At 60.3% G+C, this 16,979-nt stretch carries 14 protein-coding genes and 1 pseudogene; 8 read left to right on the top strand and 7 right to left on the bottom strand.

Going from position 1 to position 16,979, the window contains the following annotated elements:
* The 3 genes from zwf to tkt form a co-directional block, all read right to left on the bottom strand.
* Positions 1-1,160: glucose-6-phosphate dehydrogenase (gene zwf / locus WBQ77_RS07365; RefSeq protein WP_424059594.1), on the bottom strand; the 1,160-nt coding region annotated here is incomplete at its 3' end.
* 12 nt (positions 1,161-1,172) lie between these two features.
* Positions 1,173-2,186, bottom strand: a complete 1,014-nt coding sequence (gene gnd, locus WBQ77_RS07360) for a phosphogluconate dehydrogenase (NAD(+)-dependent, decarboxylating) (protein ID WP_424059592.1) — start codon at positions 2,184-2,186, stop codon at positions 1,173-1,175.
* A 64-nt stretch (positions 2,187-2,250) separates the two neighbouring features.
* A complete protein-coding gene (tkt, locus tag WBQ77_RS07355) occupies positions 2,251-4,323 on the bottom strand; it encodes a transketolase (protein ID WP_424059590.1) in 2,073 nt (690 codons plus the stop codon).
* 206 nt (positions 4,324-4,529) lie between these two features.
* On the opposite strand from tkt, the gene WBQ77_RS07350 reads away from it, so the two are divergent.
* Entirely contained in the window at positions 4,530-4,754 is a 225-nt protein-coding gene (locus WBQ77_RS07350; protein ID WP_424042454.1) for a hypothetical protein, read from the top strand.
* 6 nt (positions 4,755-4,760) lie between these two features.
* Here the strand turns inward: WBQ77_RS07350 and WBQ77_RS07345 are convergent, their stop codons facing one another.
* Positions 4,761-5,129, bottom strand: coding sequence for an STAS/SEC14 domain-containing protein (locus tag WBQ77_RS07345; protein ID WP_424042453.1), 369 nt, complete (start codon positions 5,127-5,129; stop codon positions 4,761-4,763).
* Positions 5,130-6,199: 1,070 nt separating this feature from the next.
* Here WBQ77_RS07345 and ppa point away from each other — a divergent pair.
* The 3 genes and pseudogenes from ppa to WBQ77_RS07330 all read left to right on the top strand — a co-directional run bounded on the left by ppa (position 6,200) and on the right by WBQ77_RS07330 (position 9,868).
* Complete coding sequence (gene ppa, locus WBQ77_RS07340) at positions 6,200-6,730, top strand: inorganic diphosphatase (protein ID WP_424042452.1); 531 nt, start codon at positions 6,200-6,202, stop codon at positions 6,728-6,730.
* A 1,057-nt stretch (positions 6,731-7,787) separates the two neighbouring features.
* Positions 7,788-8,147, top strand: a pseudogene (locus WBQ77_RS07335) (GGDEF domain-containing protein); the annotation flags it as partial.
* A 161-nt stretch (positions 8,148-8,308) separates the two neighbouring features.
* Entirely contained in the window at positions 8,309-9,868 is a 1,560-nt protein-coding gene (locus WBQ77_RS07330; RefSeq protein WP_424059588.1) for a CHAD domain-containing protein, read from the top strand.
* A gap of 6 nt (positions 9,869-9,874) precedes the next feature.
* Here WBQ77_RS07330 and WBQ77_RS07325 read toward each other — a convergent pair whose 3' ends face one another.
* Positions 9,875-10,255: an HPF/RaiA family ribosome-associated protein gene (locus WBQ77_RS07325; RefSeq protein ID WP_424042450.1), complete on the bottom strand. Its 381-nt coding sequence runs from the start codon at positions 10,253-10,255 to the stop codon at positions 9,875-9,877.
* A gap of 161 nt (positions 10,256-10,416) precedes the next feature.
* Here WBQ77_RS07325 and WBQ77_RS07320 point away from each other — a divergent pair, with 161 nt between their 5' ends.
* Complete coding sequence (locus WBQ77_RS07320) at positions 10,417-11,244, top strand: hypothetical protein (RefSeq protein ID WP_424059586.1); 828 nt, start codon at positions 10,417-10,419, stop codon at positions 11,242-11,244.
* Positions 11,245-11,342: 98 nt separating this feature from the next.
* Here WBQ77_RS07320 and WBQ77_RS07315 read toward each other — a convergent pair whose 3' ends face one another.
* Entirely contained in the window at positions 11,343-11,825 is a 483-nt protein-coding gene (locus WBQ77_RS07315) for a hypothetical protein (protein WP_424059584.1), read from the bottom strand.
* Between the two features lie 120 nt (positions 11,826-11,945).
* Entirely contained in the window at positions 11,946-12,161 is a 216-nt protein-coding gene (locus WBQ77_RS07310) for a hypothetical protein (RefSeq protein ID WP_424059582.1), read from the bottom strand.
* 203 nt (positions 12,162-12,364) lie between these two features.
* On the opposite strand from WBQ77_RS07310, the gene WBQ77_RS07305 reads away from it, so the two are divergent.
* From WBQ77_RS07305 to WBQ77_RS07295, 3 genes are all read left to right on the top strand, one after another.
* The gene (locus WBQ77_RS07305) at positions 12,365-13,789 is read left to right on the top strand and encodes an ATP-binding protein (protein ID WP_424059581.1); all 1,425 of its coding nucleotides are present in this window, start codon (positions 12,365-12,367) and stop codon (positions 13,787-13,789) included.
* A 5-nt stretch (positions 13,790-13,794) separates the two neighbouring features.
* On the top strand, positions 13,795-14,445 hold the full coding sequence (locus WBQ77_RS07300) for a response regulator (RefSeq protein ID WP_424059579.1): 651 nt from the start codon (positions 13,795-13,797) through the stop codon (positions 14,443-14,445).
* Between the two features lie 599 nt (positions 14,446-15,044).
* Entirely contained in the window at positions 15,045-16,934 is a 1,890-nt protein-coding gene (locus WBQ77_RS07295; protein ID WP_424059577.1) for a PQQ-dependent dehydrogenase, methanol/ethanol family, read from the top strand.
* Positions 16,935-16,979: the final 45 nt, after the last annotated feature.

The following is a 16,979-nucleotide window of genomic DNA, read 5'->3' as shown; positions in this document are numbered from 1 at the left end:
TGGCGGGTCAGTATCAGCTCCACGTCGTCGCCGATCATGCGGTCGCCCGGGACCTTGACGCGCGTGCCGAGCGCGATGGTCACGTCCGGCTGGATGCGGAAGCGCATATGGCCACAACCGATCGCCTTGATCTCGCCGAACGTCTCCCGCGGTGGCCGTTTGAACTCCACAACGGCTTCGGCCACGCTGACCGGCAGGCATTTGCCCGTGCGGATGAAAATGGGCACGCCCTCCCAGCGCCAGCTATCGATAAAGAGCTTGGCCGCTGCGTAGGTTTCCACGGTCGAGCCGGGGCGCACGCCCGGAACGTCCAGATAGCCGTGATACTGGCCGCGCACGAGATGGTTGGCGTCGAGCGGACGCACGGCTTTCAACAGGCTCGCTTTGCGGTCGCGGATCGCTTCGTGTTCCTGGCCCGTCGGCGGATCCATGGTGAGCGAGGCCAGAATTTGCAGCATGTGGTTCTGCAAGACGTCGCGAATTGCGCCCGCGCTGTCGTAGAACGCTCCGCGATCCTGAACGCCGAAATTCTCGGCCATGGTGATCTGGATGCTGCGCACATAGTTGCGGTTCCAAAGCGGTTCGAAAATCGAATTGGCAAAGCGCGTGTAGAGAATGTTCTGCACCGGCTCTTTGCCGAGATAGTGATCGATGCGGAAGATGTTCTTCTCGGCAAAATACTGATCGAGGATATTGCTCAGCTCCTGTGCCGATTCCCGGTCGCGGCCGAACGGCTTTTCGACCACGAGCCGCGCGTTCTCCGCATAGCCCGACTTGGCCAGCTGCGAGGCGACTTCCGAGAACAGGGCGGGTGGGATCGCGAGATAGTGCAAGGGGCGCTTGGCATCGCCGAGGTCTTTGCGGAGAGCCTTGAAGACGTTGGGGTCAGAATAGTCCCCGTCCACATAGTTCAACAGGCTCGTGAGCTTCTTGAACGCGTCGCTTTCGATGTCGCCGCCATGGGCTTTTACGCTGTCCGCGGCGCGTTGCTTGAGCTGGTCGAGATCCCATCCCGAGCGCGCTACGCCGATAATGGGAACAGACAGTCCTTCGTCGCGCACGAGCCCGTAGAGTGCGGGAAAGATCTGCTTATTGGCGAGGTCGCCCGTCGCACCGAAAAAGACCAGCGCGTCGGAGTGGGCGTTGTTCGGCTGAGACATCGCGTACCTCAATCAGCCTTTCTTCTCGAGATGACCGCCGAATTCGAAGCGCATGGCCGACATCAGCTTGTCGGCGAACTCCGCATTGCCGCGCGAGGCGAAGCGCGAGAACAGCGCCGAGCTGATGACGGGCGCCGGTACGCCTTCGTCGATGGCGGCGAGCAGGGTCCAGCGGCCTTCGCCGGAGTCCGACACGCGGCCCTCGAAATTGGCGAGGTCCGGGCTCTTGCGCAGCGCACTTGCAGTTAGGTCCAGCAGCCACGAGCCGATCACACTGCCGCGCCGCCAAACTTCGGCGACCTCGGGCAGGTTGATGTCGTATTGATAATATTCCGGGTTGCGGAGTGGCGTGGTCTCGGCGTCGGTCGTGCGCTGGGTCTTGCCGATATTGCCGTGGTGAAGAATGTTCAGTCCCTCGGCGTAAGCGGCCATGATCCCGTACTCGATGCCGTTATGCACCATCTTGACGTAATGGCCCGCGCCGTTCGGCCCGCAATGGAGATAGCCGTTCTCGGCGGCCGAAGCCTCGCCCGTCGCGCCCGGCGTGCGGGGCGCTTCGTCGACGCCCGGCGCCAGCGTCTTGAAGATGGGATCAAGGCGCGCAACCACGTCGTCCTCGCCGCCGATCATCATGCAATAGCCGCGATCGAGGCCCCAGACCCCGCCGCTGACGCCGACATCCACATAATGAATGCCCTGGTCCTTCAGCGCGCCGGCCCGGCGAATGTCATCATGGTAGTAGGAGTTGCCGCCGTCGATCAGGATATCGCCAGCTTCCAGGTGTGGCACGAGTTCGGCGATGACAGCATCCACGGCGCCCGCGGGCACCATCATCCACACCGCGCGCGGCTTATCGAGCCCTGACACGAAGGCGCTCAAATCGGTGCTACCCTTGGCGCCCTTCGCGGTGAGGTCTTTGACCGCCTCGGCGTGGGTATCGAAGACGTGGCAGTCGTGTCCCGCTTTCATGGCGCGAATGACCATGTTGGCGCCCATCCGGCCGAGGCCGATCATGCCGAGTTGCATTGTCTCTCTCCTCGATTCGTAACTTCAAAAACACGCGCACCAGCTGGGCGAAGCGCGGCAGTCTCTATCGTCCCAATGTTTTCTTCGCAGCTTCAGCGACCTTCTCCGGCGTAAAGCCGAAATGCTCCGAGACGACTTTGAGCGGTGCCGACAGGCCGAACGTGTTCATGCCGAGGACGATACCGTCCGGGCCCGCGTACCGGTCCCAACCGAGCGGCGAGGCTTCCTCGACCGTCACTCTGGCCGTGATCTCCCGTGGCAGAACTGAGCACTTGTACTCGTCTGGCTGCTCTTCGAACAATTCGCGGCAGGGCATTGATACGACGCGGGCCTGGATATTGTCTTTCGCCAGCAGGTCGCGCGCGGCAACGCACAGGGCCACTTCGCTTCCCGTGCCGATCAGAATGACGTCCGGTTTGCCGTCGGGCGCATCCGCCAGCACATAGGCACCCTTGGTGAGCCCCGAGGCCGTCGCAAACGTGGAGCGGTCAAAAATCGGGATGGTCTGCCGTGTGAGAACGAGCGCCACGGGCCGGCTCTTATTGGGCAGGGCGAGCCGATAGGCCTCCGCGGTCTCGTTGGCATCCGCGGGCCGGATGACCATGAGACCTGGGATCGCCCGCAACGAGGCCAGTTGTTCCACAGGCTGATGCGTCGGCCCGTCCTGGCCCAGGCTGATTGAATCATGAGTCCAGATATGGAGCACAGGAATGTCCATCAGCGAGGCGAGGCGGATCGCCCCACGCGCATAGTCCGTGAAAATCAGGTAGCAGGAATCGTAGGCGCGCAAGCCAGACAGCACCATGCCGTTCACCACGGCGCACATTGCATGCTCGCGAATGCCGTAGCGCAGATTGTTGCCGCTGTAGTCGCCGAGTTCGCCATAGGGTTGGAACTCGCCCGCATCCGCATAGTCTAGAATGACCTTGGTGCTGCCGGCCACGTCCGCCGCACCACCCAGAACCCATGGCACCTTCGCTGCGACTGCGTTCAGCACCTTGCCGGACGCGGCGCGCGTGGCGATGCCGGTGGCGTCTGCATCGAAGCTTGGAATGTCCGCATCCCAGCCCTCGGGCAGGTCGCGGTCGCGGATCAGTTTGACCTGCTTGGCCTCGTCGGGATAAGCGCGCCCATAATCGGCGAACAGCGCCTCCCATTTGACGCGCACGCCCGCGCCGCGGCGTCCTATATGCGTGGTGAAGTGCTCGCGTACCCCGTCAGGCACCACGAAGAACTTGTCCGGGTCGAAGCCGAAGAACTCTTTGGTACGGCGCACCTCATCGGGGCCCAGCGGCTCGCCGTGCGCCTTAGGCGTGTCGTGCTTACCGGGCGATCCGTAACCGATATGGCTGTGTACGATGATGATCGTCGGTGCATCGTCGGCGGCAAGGAACTCATTCAAGGCGCCGGTGAGCTCGCCGAGATCGTTCGCGTCCGCGACCCGGACGACATTCCAGCCATACGCTTCGAAACGCTTGGCGACGTCCTCGGTGAAGGTAATGTCGGCGTGGCCGTCAATGGTCACGTTGTTGTTGTCGAAGATCCAGCACAGGTTGGACAGTTTGAGATGCCCGGCCAGGGACGCAGCTTCGTTGCCGACGCCCTCCATCAGGCAGCCCTCGCCGCAAACGGCATAGACATTGTAATCGAAGAGTTCGAAGTCGGGCTTGTTGTAGGTCGCGGCCAGCCATTTGCCGGCGATGGCCATGCCGACGCTGGTGGCGATGCCTTGGCCCAGCGGCCCGGTGGTCGACTCTACCCCCGTGGTCCAGCCATATTCGGGGTGACCCGGGCAACGGCTGCCGTCCTCGCGGAAGCTCTCGATATCGGCGAGGGTGACGGCTTCGCCGCCCTGTTTCTGGTAGACCGAATCCGCCGCTTCGGTTCCGGCCAGATGAATCAGGCTGTAGAGCAGCATCGAGGCGTGGCCCGATGACAGCACGAAGCGGTCACGGTTGATCCAGTAAGGGGATTTCGGGTCGTAGCGCAGAAACTGCTGCCACAGCGTATAGGCGACCGGAGCGGCATCCATGGCCGTTCCTGGGTGGCCGGAATTCGCTTTCTGAATGGCGTCGATCGACAGGGTCCGGATCGTATTGATCGCCAGCTCGTCGATCTTGTCTTGAGTCTGCGCCACCGTCGCCGAACCTCCTGAGTTTCTTGTGCCCTAAACCATAAGAGCCCAAAAGCTTGCGCCAAAATCACGAACGCGCATGACACGCGGGTGAAGCCCACATTCACCGCTCGTTTCAAGTATCTGCGCCGATGACGGCCCCGAGGAGACCGGAGCCGGTATGCACAGTGTCCGTCAATGGCGTTTCGATCAAGCCTTAGAACTGACGTATGAGTTTTGTACGCGATCGATTTCCAAAAGGCGGCAAGAAGCCCATCGGCGTCGCGCTCGGCTTGGGGCTCGCCAGGGCGGCATCTGCGGGTATGAAGATTCCCTTCGTCTTCGATCCGGGAATCGTGGCGATTGCCTTCGCGTTCTCCGCACTGATCGGCGTCGCCTTCGGCTATTTCCTGGCGCGCCGCGCAGCTCGACCCGATCGACGCGCTCCGCCGTGAGTAGAGCTAGGCCGCCTGCGTGATCCACAGCCGCGCCTGGGCGGCGTCGGCGAGCGGATAGACACGAATCGTGCTGGGCATGAAGACGCTGAAGACTTTCACCGAGGCCGCGATCCACTCGACGTCGGTTACGACGGCAATGCGGTCCCATTTGGAGAAGTGCTCCATTCCGGTCTTAAAGTCTTCCCAGGCCGCGCCTGCGTCGTAGCCAGCAAAGTCGGGCGCGACCTCGTACAGCATGCGGACTTTGTTGTTGGACTGGAGAGCCTTCTCCACCGCCGGGATCAGCACGTCGTCATAGTCCTGCCGCGAGACATCGCCGTGACAGGCGATCGCCACGACATTGCTGGGAAAGCCTTTGAGAAGCTCGATCATGACCCACTCCGCTTGTTGGAACGGCTGAAGCCTAGGGCGTCATATCTAATCTAAGGCGACTTGGAAACGCACGCTTCTGCACCTGTGTTCCATGTGCAGCTGAAACTGCTGGTGTTGCAGGTCGACTCGCCAAGATGCGAGTTGCACCGGTCTGCATTTGGCGCAGGACCGTCGAGGCAGCCTTTGTTGTTCGCCGCGTCGTACCAGCAGCTCGGCTCCGACAAGCACATGGCGGAATCGCGAATGGCCGAACAGCGAACCTTCTCCGCATGCACCACCGTGCCGATTAGGGTAAGCGTCACGATAGCGAGGCCGAAAACAATGAAACACGAGCGCATGAGTCCTCCGTTTGATTTTTTGTTGAGGCGTCCGGTCTTGGTTCTAACCGAAGCGTATGGGGGGTGAATAGTACAAGCTTCGCTATTCCTCGTCCTGTTTGACCGGATGAGCGAGGCGCATATCCCCATCGCCATGATCCCAACCGTGTTGGGCAGACGTAGGTAGCGCTGGTTGACCCAGGCAAAAAGCGCGGTGATTACCAGAAGCCTGGCGATGAACTCATAGATTGTCGGCACGTCGCAAGGCCCGGTGCTATTGCAAAGCTTAGGCGCGAGGGTATGAGGCCCGACGTGGGGGGGAACTAGGCCGCGTCCTACTTTTGGCTCCTAGACCCGCAGGCCCGGTCCAGGGTAAGCGATGTGGCGAACGGAATGGACTCTCACAGAAATGGCTGCCGTTTTCATGACGAGGTCGTCCAAGTCTTGGCACCGTGCGGTGACGAGGGTGCGACTTGTTATCAAGTTCGCCGATATGGCCCTGGCAACCCCGCCCGGACGTGTTATCAGCATGCGGAATTCACGTGTTGGCACATTGGCGGGGCTTGGCCCGCACGACGGGCCTGTCGTCGGTGTTCTCATAGATTTGGACGGGCATGGGCATATTTACCGCCGCACCGGCGCGCAACGCCGTAGACGAGATCCGGCTAGGGCGGGCGTCGGTGTATTTGCTTTGATCTGGACGGCAATGATCGACGTGCCGGCCGTTGCAAGAGCTTAGGAGGCTCAGTTTTCATGGATATCCTGCGCATTCCGGTTGGCGACAATCCGCCCCACGAAGTCAATGTGATCATCGAGATTCCGCAAGGCGGATCGCCGGTGAAATACGAAGTCGATAAGAAGTCCGGCGCGCTCTTCGTCGACCGCTTCCTGCACACGGCCATGTTCTATCCGGCCAATTACGGTTTCATCCCGCACACGCTCTCCGAAGACGGCGATCCTGTGGACTGCATCGTGATCACGCACACCCCGGTCTCCCCGGGCTCTGTTATCCGCGCGCGGCCGGTAGGCGCGCTGTTGATGGAGGACGAGGCGGGGATCGACGAAAAGATCATCGCCGTACCGATCGACGAATTGCACCCTTACTACAAGCGCGTGTCGAGCTACCGCGACCTTCCCGAAATCCTCGTCGAGCAGATCGGGCACTTTTTCGAGCACTACAAGGACCTGGAGCCGGGAAAATGGGTGAAGGTCGTGCGCTGGGCCGAGGTCGGCGAGGCGGGCGACCTCATCCACGCCGGCATCGAGCGGCACAACCAGTCTTGAGAGGCTCAGAGCGCTTGATCCCGCTCAAGGCTCTCTAGAGCCATCCGACGTTCAATGAGGGGACCCGCGCGCAGTCGATCCGCTCAGCCCCGGGGACCGCTCATGACCGACCCAAGACCAGACCTCGCTAAGGTCCATCGACAGGCCCTCCTGGAGGATGTGCTGCGCCCGAATTTTATCTTTCATTTTCAATGCGTTAGCCTTCACCAAAAGGCACCTAGGTAGCAAACTAGGTAGCATTTTGACGCCCCGCCGTCTTCGCAATCAAGTCCCAGACCGCATGAAGCGCGATTACCTCGAACGGTGGATTCTGCTTATCGGCGTGCATATATAAGTTACGTGATGCTTCTCCCTCGCATCACAATTGTTCCCCCCCCAAAAGGAACCCGAAGCCCCGGTTCGTCCCCCGCGTCTGGGGCTTCTTCTTGTCCGAGGATCCAGGCAAAGAAAAAGCCCGTGTCCCCCCGGACCAGGCTTTTCCCCCCTAGCAAAGCTAGTTCCCTCGAATCTTTCGGTCGAAGTTTAGACCGGCAAGCATGGCGATTATCAGGCGGCATGAGCAGGCCACATGCTGGGACGCTGCGGCCCTGGGAAGACGCGCCGACTTTCACTTCCCCGCACCCGTTGCCACGGGATAAAAACACCCCCGGTCGTGGCTTGCCCCCCGGTGGCCGCGTCTTTCCCTGTTCTTCTCAGTCCCGGCCTCCTGGTCGGGGCTTTTTTTATTTGCGCATTGAGAAGCCCCGACGTTGGGAGGACGTCGGGGCTTAATAATCGCGGGGTGGTTGGAGAGACGGAGGCTGAGTTCCCGCGACACTTAAGTGAGGGAGATTCCTGACGGACGACACTCTAAACCGCCAGGGCTCGTCCCCCAATGCAGGGCTGATTGAAGGATAGCGGAGCCGCGCCGGTTTCCTCATCGGAAGGCCCGGCTGGCTTTATCGGTTTTGACTTCCCTCAGCACCGCCCGTTCGCTTAAGCGGTGTACACGAGGTGACGGAAGCTCCCAAAGCACCGTTGCTTAAACCTAGTCCCTTGGCTCAGCCTCGGCGGCGAGGAGTTTGCGGTGATCCTCCCGAGTGTAGATGGCGTAATTGCCGTCGAGGAGGAGGCCAAACGCTTGCGTGAGGAGTTTGAGCAGGCGGCGGGATTCGTGAACGGCCTTCCAGTCGGCGCGACCGTGAGCATCGGTGTTGCCTCCGACAGCGAGGTGGACTCTGGCCTTTCCAGCCTCTTTCGCAGCGCAGAGTCGGAGCTCTACGCCGCCAAGAGCGCGGGCTGGAACCGTTTGGTGTATATGGGCGCCAATGGCGGCACTGAGCCTCCCGAGCCGTCCGGCACGGTCCGCACCTCTCCCACGCGGTTTGAGGCCCATAGGTCCTCATTGATGCGGTACAAACGAACAAAGACAATGTGACAGGCGCGCCGGCCATGTGACGCGCGCATTCTGCTAGCCCGAGGGAGTTTCTGTAACGATAGACCGGCCGGCGATATGTACCTTCCATTTTCTCAAGGATAGAGTGACGGCACCGAACGGCGCGGGCAAACTGCGTCGCCCGTTTGTATTGGGAGAGGATTGTGTCCTCAGCGACACCGGAGAGTGAGGCCAAGGAGATCGAGCTCAAGCTCGTCTTCGATCCCGCGCATGCCGCGGCCTTGTGTGCGCATCCCCTTTTTTCGGCCGGGGACGACGCGCCGTCGGGACCGCGCGTTCTGGAGTCGAAGGAGCGCGAGCTTGTTTCCGTCTATTACGACACACCGGACGATGATTTGCGTAAAGCGGGTGTGTTCCTGAGGGTACGTAACGCCGGTGCGGGCTATGTCCAGACGATCAAGACCGCGCGCGCCGAGAGCGAGTTCCTGGAGAGGCGTGAGTGGGAATGCGCGCTGCCGTCGAACGCCTTCGATCTTTCCGCGGCGAAGGGGACCGCGCTCGCACCGCTTCTCAGCGACACTGTGCGGGCGGCGCTCGGTCCGCGGTTCGAAACCCGGTTCGCGCGCCAAACCCACCTCATTGACGACGAGGGGACCTTGGTCGAGGCGGCTGTCGATCAAGGCGATATCGTCGCGGGCGACAATAGCACGCGTGTCTGCGAGCTCGAGCTCGAGTTGAAGTCCGGGAAATGCGCCACGTTGTTTTCGCTGGCGAAGTACCTGGCCGAAACCGTGCCGTTGACCTTGAGCGTGAAGACCAAGGCGGAGCGCGGTTTTGATCTTCTCGACGGCGGCGAACCCGAGTTCGAAAGGGCCTTGCCTATCGACATTGCACCGGAAGAGACCTGCGCGAACGCCTTTCGTATCGTCGCGCGCAACTGCCTGCGCCAAGTTCTGGTAAACCTGCCGGGAACGCGCGCAGGCCATGCCGAGTCGCTGCATCAGATGCGCGTGGGCCTGAGGCGCTTGCGGGCGGCGGTCACGCTCTTTGGAGACGTGGTCGACGGTCCCCACCGTGCGCAAATCGGCGACGAGCTGAAGTGGATCGCCGGCCGGCTCGGACGCGCCCGCGATCTCGACGTGTTCATCTCCGACATCATGGAGCCACATCGTGCGGACTATCCAGACGATCTGGGTTGGAAGGCCGTTGAAGAGCGGGTTCGCCGAGCGCGAGAAGAGGCTTACAAGGCCGCCGTCGTGGCGACAGGCTCGGCGCGTTTCCGACTTGCGCTGCTGGATGTGGGCGCTTGGATCGAGTTCGGCGATTGGACCGAGGGCAGCAATCGGCTGGCCCGGGAGCCTGTCGAGGGCTACGCGTCCGCGACACTCTCGCAACTGCGCCGCAGCGTCGTGAAGAAGGGGAAAGACCTTCAAAAGCTGAGCGTGCCCCAACGTCATCGGTTGCGTATTCGGGCAAAGCAAATGCGCTATGGAAGCGAGTTCTTCAGTGCGACCTTTCCGGGAAAGCGAAGCGCTAAGCGGTGTCGGAAATCGCTCGCAGCGCTTGAGAAGCTTCAGGACTCGCTTGGTATGCTGAACGACATCGCCAATCGGCAGACGCTCTTCGACCTTGGCAACGACGGACCAGACCCGGTGACGCGGCCAATGCCGAAACTCGGTCCTGGCGAAGAGAAAGCACTATTGAAAACGGCGAGGCAGGCCTATGCGCGCTTCGCCGAAATCAGAGCGTTTTGGAAAGCGTAACCGCCATTACTCCGCAGGTGCCGCCGTGCCGTCCGGAGTGGGTGCGTTGTGGGTCTTCACGTCCCCGCGCATCCGCCGAGCGTGGTCTTCGAGCCGCCTTGCGGCCGCTTTGAATGCATCCCGCACGGCGAGATAGACATCCTCGTGCGCGTGGTCGAGCGGCTTGGCGCGATCCACGACCAAGTCTTTTCCGGGAACGCTAATGTCGATGTGAACGCTGTAGAGCTTGCCCTTGTGATGGTGTCGGTGCGGTGCTTCGACGACCACGGTGCAACCGATGATGCGGTTGTAGAGTCGGCCGAGCTTTGCCACTTTCTCACGGATTCTGGTCTCGACCGCCGGGGAAGGGTCCATGTTGCGGAAGCTGATATCCAAGGGAAAGTCCATAAAGCGCCTCCAAACTGCGTCTCAATTTCGCAAACTGTGTCGCTTATTCTGCTCCCAAATGTGGAGAAAAGGCGAGCGTCTTCTTTGCGTTGGGTCAAGGTGCCCCGAAGGGCGATGAGAGAGACTAAGGTAGAGACGTGGCAGATATTGGGAGGCGTTTCATGAAACCCACAAGAGTGCTGCTGCCTATCAATGCGAAGGGGACAACATCGGCCTGTGCGGACGTGGCTTTCGACCTTGCCCGGCTCTTCGAAGCCGAGCTCGAAGTCCTGCACCCCTGTCCTCCGCCCTCCCAACGGCTGCCTTATGCGACGGAGCTCAGTCCGATCTATTTCGAGGCCTATCTAGACGTGTCTCGAAAGCAGGTCGCCTATGAAGAGAAAGAAGCGGTCGCTTGGTTCGAGAAGGCCTCGGCCGATCGGGGCGAGGTGGAAGTGCAGTTGCTCACCGTCGAAGGTCTTGTGGGCCCCGCCGTTGCCCAACGTGCCAAAACCGCCGATCTAAGCGTGCTGCCGACGGTCTCGGCGGCGGCCGACGAAATGTTTGCTGAAGCGCGGGATGCCGCGCTGTTCTCATCGGGGAGGCCGGCGCTGTTCGTTCCCGACGAGGCGGGCGGCCACGTCGGGGAGACCGTCGTCATCGCCTGGAAAGACTCCGTCGAGTCGGCACGCGCGGTCGCCGCCGCCGCCCCGTTTCTCGAACGCGCGCGGCGCGTCCGGGTGATCAGTCTCGTCGCGGACGGTGAACCCGAGGACGAGACGGCAGTGGCGATGGCCAACTATCTGACTGCGGCGTGCCTTCCGGTCGAGTTGAAGTCGGTTCAGCTCGGCGAGCGCGACGTCGGCGATGCGATTCTCGAGGAAGCCGGTGCCGGGGTGTTGCTCGTCATGGGCGGCTATGGCCGCTGGCGATGGCAGGAATGGATCTTTGGAGGCGCGACAGACCACGTTCTTCGGAACACCGATGTGGCCGTCCTGATGTGCCACTAGGGCTCGTCCGGCCATCCACCGGATAAGAAAAAGGGCGCGCGAGCCCTTTGGCATCGCACACCCCGAATTTTCCGTCAGACCGGTAAGTGGAGGGCCGTTTACTGGCCGCTCTCGCCCATGCCCATGGCGTCCTTGGTCATTTCCTTACCGGTGTCGACCGCGGCATCGGAGCCTTCCTTCGCCATGCCGGCGGCGCCTTCGACCGCGCTGTCAACCATGCCGCCAGCGGCGTCGCCCATGCCCATGGCGTCCTTGCCCATTTCTTTGCCCGCGTCGACCGCGCCACGGCCTGCATCTTTGGCCATGTCGGCAGCGCCCTCAACGGCACTCTCGGTCATGCTGGCCGCACCTGAGGCGGCATCTTCGGCAGCGCCAGTTGCGCTCTCAACGGCGCCTTCAGCGGCTTTTCCGGCTGAGCTGGCTGCACCTTCCGCGTCTTTCGCAGCGTCACCTGCAGAATCGCCGCCCATGCCCAGGGCGCTTTTGATGCTGTCGAGCCAGCTTTCCTCGGCGTGCGCCGTGCCGAGGCCCAACCCAACAGTCAATGCAAGCGCTATAAAGGCGTTCTTGGCGATATTCATCAGTTCCGTCTCCCTGTCGTGAAGTCCCGTTGTTTGGTTCTTCCTGAAAGTCTCGTTCAGGCGCCCCGTTGGGGTGTGTGTGCCCGATGGCATCACATATCCCGGTCGTGCTTTGCAAGGTTAATCGGCGCGCAAGTTGCCGCCGACCACGCCTTCAACGGCGCCCTTGGTCATGTCCGCGGCGCCACCGACGATACCGGCTGCTCCGTCGACTACGTTCTTGCCGGCTTTCGCCGCGCCTTCGCATACGCCCTTGCCGACGCCGACCGCGCCGCCCAGACCGTTTTCCCTATGTTGGCCGGGAACATTTGGTAATGCTATTGCGACGAATGCCATTGCTATTTGGCGACTTCGGTCGTGGACTGCATTTGGCCGAACCGTTGAATCCCAATGCCTTACGCAGTGTGCCGGCGCTCGCACGCGCTATGTGAGCGGTGTTTGCATAGGCATGGCCGATGAGCGTAGGCATTGCAGACAACAAGCGGCCCAGGTTCATTGGCTGCTTGCAAGGTCCGTTTCGCTGTGGAGGCGTTCTGAGAGTGCTGCAGAAGCTCTGGTACGATCAACCCGTTCGCACGCAACTCATTGTTGTCGTCGCGATGATCAATCTCGTTGCAGCCTTGATCGCGGGCGCGGTGTCTATTCTCAACACTCGAACGGCGACCAAGGTGGAGATGGAGGCGTCACTGGAGGTCGCCGAACGCTTTGTCGATGTGACGCTCAGGGACCTAGCGGCGCAAGGAAAACTTGAAGCCCTCGACGAAGAGTTGCCGCCACAGTTGAAGCATTTGCGCCATGTCCGAATCATGTTCATGAGCAAGTCAGGCCAGCTGGCGATCATTTCGCCCAAAGGGGAAGCGAGCGGAATCGACGGCTCCCAAGCGCCCACTTGGTTCGTGGCGCTCGTCCACCCCGAGGTTGCGCAGCGGACGGTGCGCCTACTTCCGAATGGCGTGCATCCCGTCATCATCCTTGGCGAACCCGCGGATGAAATCAACGAGGCCTGGCAGGATTTCTCGTCGCTTGCGCTGATCTGGCTCGCGATTAACGCAATTGTGCTCGTCATCCTCTATATCGTGCTCGGGCGTGTGCTCGATCCGCTCGCAAGCCTGTCCAAGGGCATGTATCAGCTCGAGGGTGGCGAGTACGGGGCCCGGCTGCCGAGCTCGAAGCTTAAGGAACTCGCTGTCATTACGGATCGGTTCAACATGCTGGCGAACGCCCTCGAAGTGGCGCGAAAAGAGAATGCGAGCCTCTACCGGCAGCTTATCAACGTCCAGGAGGCCGAACGCCGCGAGATCGCCAACGAGCTCCACGACGAGGCGGGGCCGTGCCTATTCGGCATTGCCGCGAATGCCTCGTCGATCCAGACGACCGCGGGTCAGTTGTCCGGCGATCGTGCCACGAGAATCACCAACCGCGCCGGCGAAATACTTTCGATCGCCGAGCGCTTGAAGGCCATGAATCGGGCGCTCCTCAAGAAGCTTCGTCCGGGCCCACTTGGCCAAGTCAAGCTGGGCGACCTCATCGTGGAGCTCACGGCGGGTCTTCAAAGCCGCCATCCCGACACGCAGATTCAAACCACCGTGGGATCGATCGCGAAGTCCTACGGGGAATCCGTCGACCTCGCGATTTATCGCTGCATTCAAGAGGCGATTACCAATGCGATTCGCCACGGTCATGCAGACAAGGTCCACGTGGACCTCGAACAGCAACGCCTGGCAAATGACCGCGGTCATAACAACCAGATCCGGTTGATGGTCACTGACGATGGTAAAGGCATAGCGCCAACCGCGTCCAAGGGCTTCGGGCTCACGACGATGACGGAGCGCGTACGATCTGTTGGCGGTCAGTGCATGATCGAGAGTGGGCCGTCCGATGGCACAACCGTCAGAGTCGAAATTCCAATCAAGCAGAAAAACGAAAAGGGGGTGCCCGAACGGGCGCCTGAATCAGTCAGGTAGTTATCATGACGAGAGTTCTTGTCATCGACGATCATCCAATCGTCCTGCAGGGGTGCCAGCAGCTTTTGGAGGATGTCGGCGTGAAACATGTCCATCAGGCGCAAAGTCTGGCGGATGGTTTTCGGATCTATCGGACTCAAAAGCCTGACGTAATTATCGTCGACCTTGCTATGCATAGCGGGTCACTCGGCGGATTGTCCTTCATCCGACGACTGCGCTTGCACGATCAAGAAACGCCCATTTTGGTTTTCACCATGCATTCGGATCCAGTGATCGTAGCTCGTGCCCTTGAGGTCGGGGCCACGGGCTATGTCCTGAAGGACACCCCTCCTGAGGAGGTGCAGACCGCTTTTCGGCGCGTGCGTGAAAATCGCCCTTATCTCAGCCACGACCTTGCCTCGGAGGTCGCCTTCATGGAGGCGCGCGGGACAACGAATCCTTTACGCCGAATGACAGTTCGGGAGTTGCAGACGCTTGCACTCGTCGCCGAAGGGAAACCCTATGGCGTCATCGCTGATCATCTAAACGTCAGCTACAAGACGGTGGCAAACACTTGTACGCAGCTCAAAGCAAAGCTCGGCGTGCGCACATTGCCTGAGTTGATGCGAATTGCCATTCAACATCTTCCGGCAGCGAATGGGAAGAAACTGTCCTAATTGCCGTCCATGACCATACGAACCGGTGCCCCGGAGGCATGGCCGCGTGCGGCGGGCGGATCTCATTCTTCTTCGCATTGATGTTTGTTGCGCCGTGAATTCGCATTGATGTTTGGTGCGCCGTGAATCGGCGACCCGAGCTAACGCGGCGCGCCTCGCTGCCCAGCGCCCTTGCATTTTTGGTGCGGCGCAACAATTGAAAAACTCATTAAGCAGAATTCGTTGCCAGGACCACATTTCACTTGCATTGGCATTACATTTGGCAATTATGGGCCTGTTGCTCGGCAATGAGCGAGAAACGAAGTTCCACGAAAGAACGGATACAACGTGACTTGCAAAGCGTCGGGCTCAATTTCCTCGTGAGGTGTCAACGCGTCTTGTGTTCATCGGAGTACCCGCAGCCAGAAGCGGGCGCGGGGCAAAATTTTTGCTTTTGCGTTTTCTGGCAGGCTCCAATTTCCACAAACACGATGGCAGCTTCGAAATTTGCTAAGGTCTCGTTGACCCTGAGCGTTGCTCAGGTAAGCGTGAATCAAGGCGTTCAGAATTACTCAGAGTTCGTTTCGGTGAACTGAGTAGCTAGGGAGAGGAGAAAGAATATGACAATCAAGTATGGTGTTCTGACTGGCACCATCGTCGCAGTGACGATGGGGTTTGCTGGCCAGGCGTCGGCTATGGATACCGACGCAGAGCAGCTGAAGCGTATGGCTGATCCTGACCAGTGGCCTGCCCCTGGTCGTGATTTCCAGCTGTCGCGTCACAGCACGCTCTCTGACATTACGACCGACAATGTGAACAAGCTGCAGATGTCTTGGGCCCAGGGCACGAACGCCCTTCGTGGTCATGAGGGTCAGCCGCTTGTGATCAAGGACGTTGGCGGCAAGACCATGCTGTTCATGGTTTCCGGTTGTCCGTCCATGTCCAACTGTAACGTTGTTCAGGCTCTGGATCTTTCGGACCCTGACAATCCGAAGCAGGTTTGGTCGTATGTTAAGAAGACCGACCGTGACGAGTCAGCTGTGCCGCGCGCTTGCTGCGACACCGTTAACCGTGGCGGCTCCTATGCCGATGGCAAGTTCGTGTACAGCACGCTCGACGGGTTCGTTATCGCCCTCGATGGCCAGACCGGTAAGGAAGTATGGGTCGTCAAGTACGCCTATCCCGAGAAGGGTGAGACCATCACGCCGGCTCCGTTGATCGCCAATAACTTGGTGTTTCAGGGCTTCGGTGGTGATGAATTTGCCGCTCGTGGTCGCGTTGCCGCTTGGAATCTTGCCGACGGCTCCGAGGCTTGGGTGTGCCACAGCACGGGTTCCGATAAGGACGTGTGCCTGACGCCTGAGACTAACAAGGCCAACCCCCATTTTGGTCAGGCTGGTGAGGATCTTGGTATCAAGACCTTCCCCGGTGAGGACTACAAAATTGGTGGTGGCGCTGCTTGGGGTTGGTTTTCCTATGATCCCGAGCTGAAGCTGGTCTACTACTCGACCGGTAACCCCGGTCTGTGGAGTCCTTCTTATCGTTGCCCCGACAAGACCCACGAGGAGTGCAACACTGGTGCGTTCGACAACAAATGGTCGATGACGATCTTCGCTCGTAAGATCGAAAACGGCGAAGCTGTCTGGGCTTATCAGATGACTCCGTTTGACCAGTGGGACTACGACGGCATCAACGAGAACATTCTTACCGACATGGAAATTGACGGTAAGAAGGTGAAGGCCCTCACTCACTTTGACCGTAACGGCTTTGCCTATGTCATGGATCGTACCGACGGTACCCTTCTGCGCGCCACGAAATACGTGACGACGGACTGGGCCGAAAAGGTCGACATGAAGACGGGCCGTCCGGTCAAGGTTCGTGACCATTCACCGCTCGAAGTTGGCCGTAACGTCTCTTCCTGCCCGTCTGCGATGGGTGGTAAGGACCAGCAGCCTGGTGCTGTTGATCCGAAGGAGCCGAACCTCTTCTACATGCCCACCAACAACTGGTGCATGGAGTTGGAGCCGCAGGAGCGCACGCACACGAACCAGGGCACTGTCTACGTGTTCGCGAACGTGTACATGTATCCTGAGGTGCCCGGCACCACTGGCAAGATCAAGAAGTACGACGTCCTGACGGGTAAGACGATCTGGGAAATTCCGGATCCGTATCCGAACTGGGGTGGTACCATGGTCACTGACGGTGGTCTGATGTTCTATGGCTCGCTTGGTGGCGACTTCCGCGCGGTCGACCGGAGTTCCGGTAAGGTCCTGTGGAGCCGCAAGCTTGGTTCAGGCATCATCGGTAACCCGATCACCTACAAGGTCGGTGGCAAGCAGTATGTTGGTGTCTACTCGGGTATTGGCGGCTGGATCGGTCTTCCGGTCACTGCTGGTCTGGACCTGAGCGACAAGTTCGGCGCCATCGGTGCTACGGCCATGACGAAGGCCGCTGGCCTGCAGCATATCCCGCAGGGCGGTACGCTTAACGTCTTCCGCCTTTACGAGTAACTCTCTCGTAAACGTGTAGAATATTGGCGCCCGATGCCCTTGTGG

This window comes from Methyloceanibacter sp. (assembly GCF_049590335.1).
Classification (GTDB): Bacteria; Pseudomonadota; Alphaproteobacteria; order Rhizobiales; family Methyloligellaceae; genus Methyloceanibacter.
The sequence above is the reverse complement of the archived record's forward strand: the minus strand, read 5'-3'. Positions and strand labels throughout refer to the sequence as shown.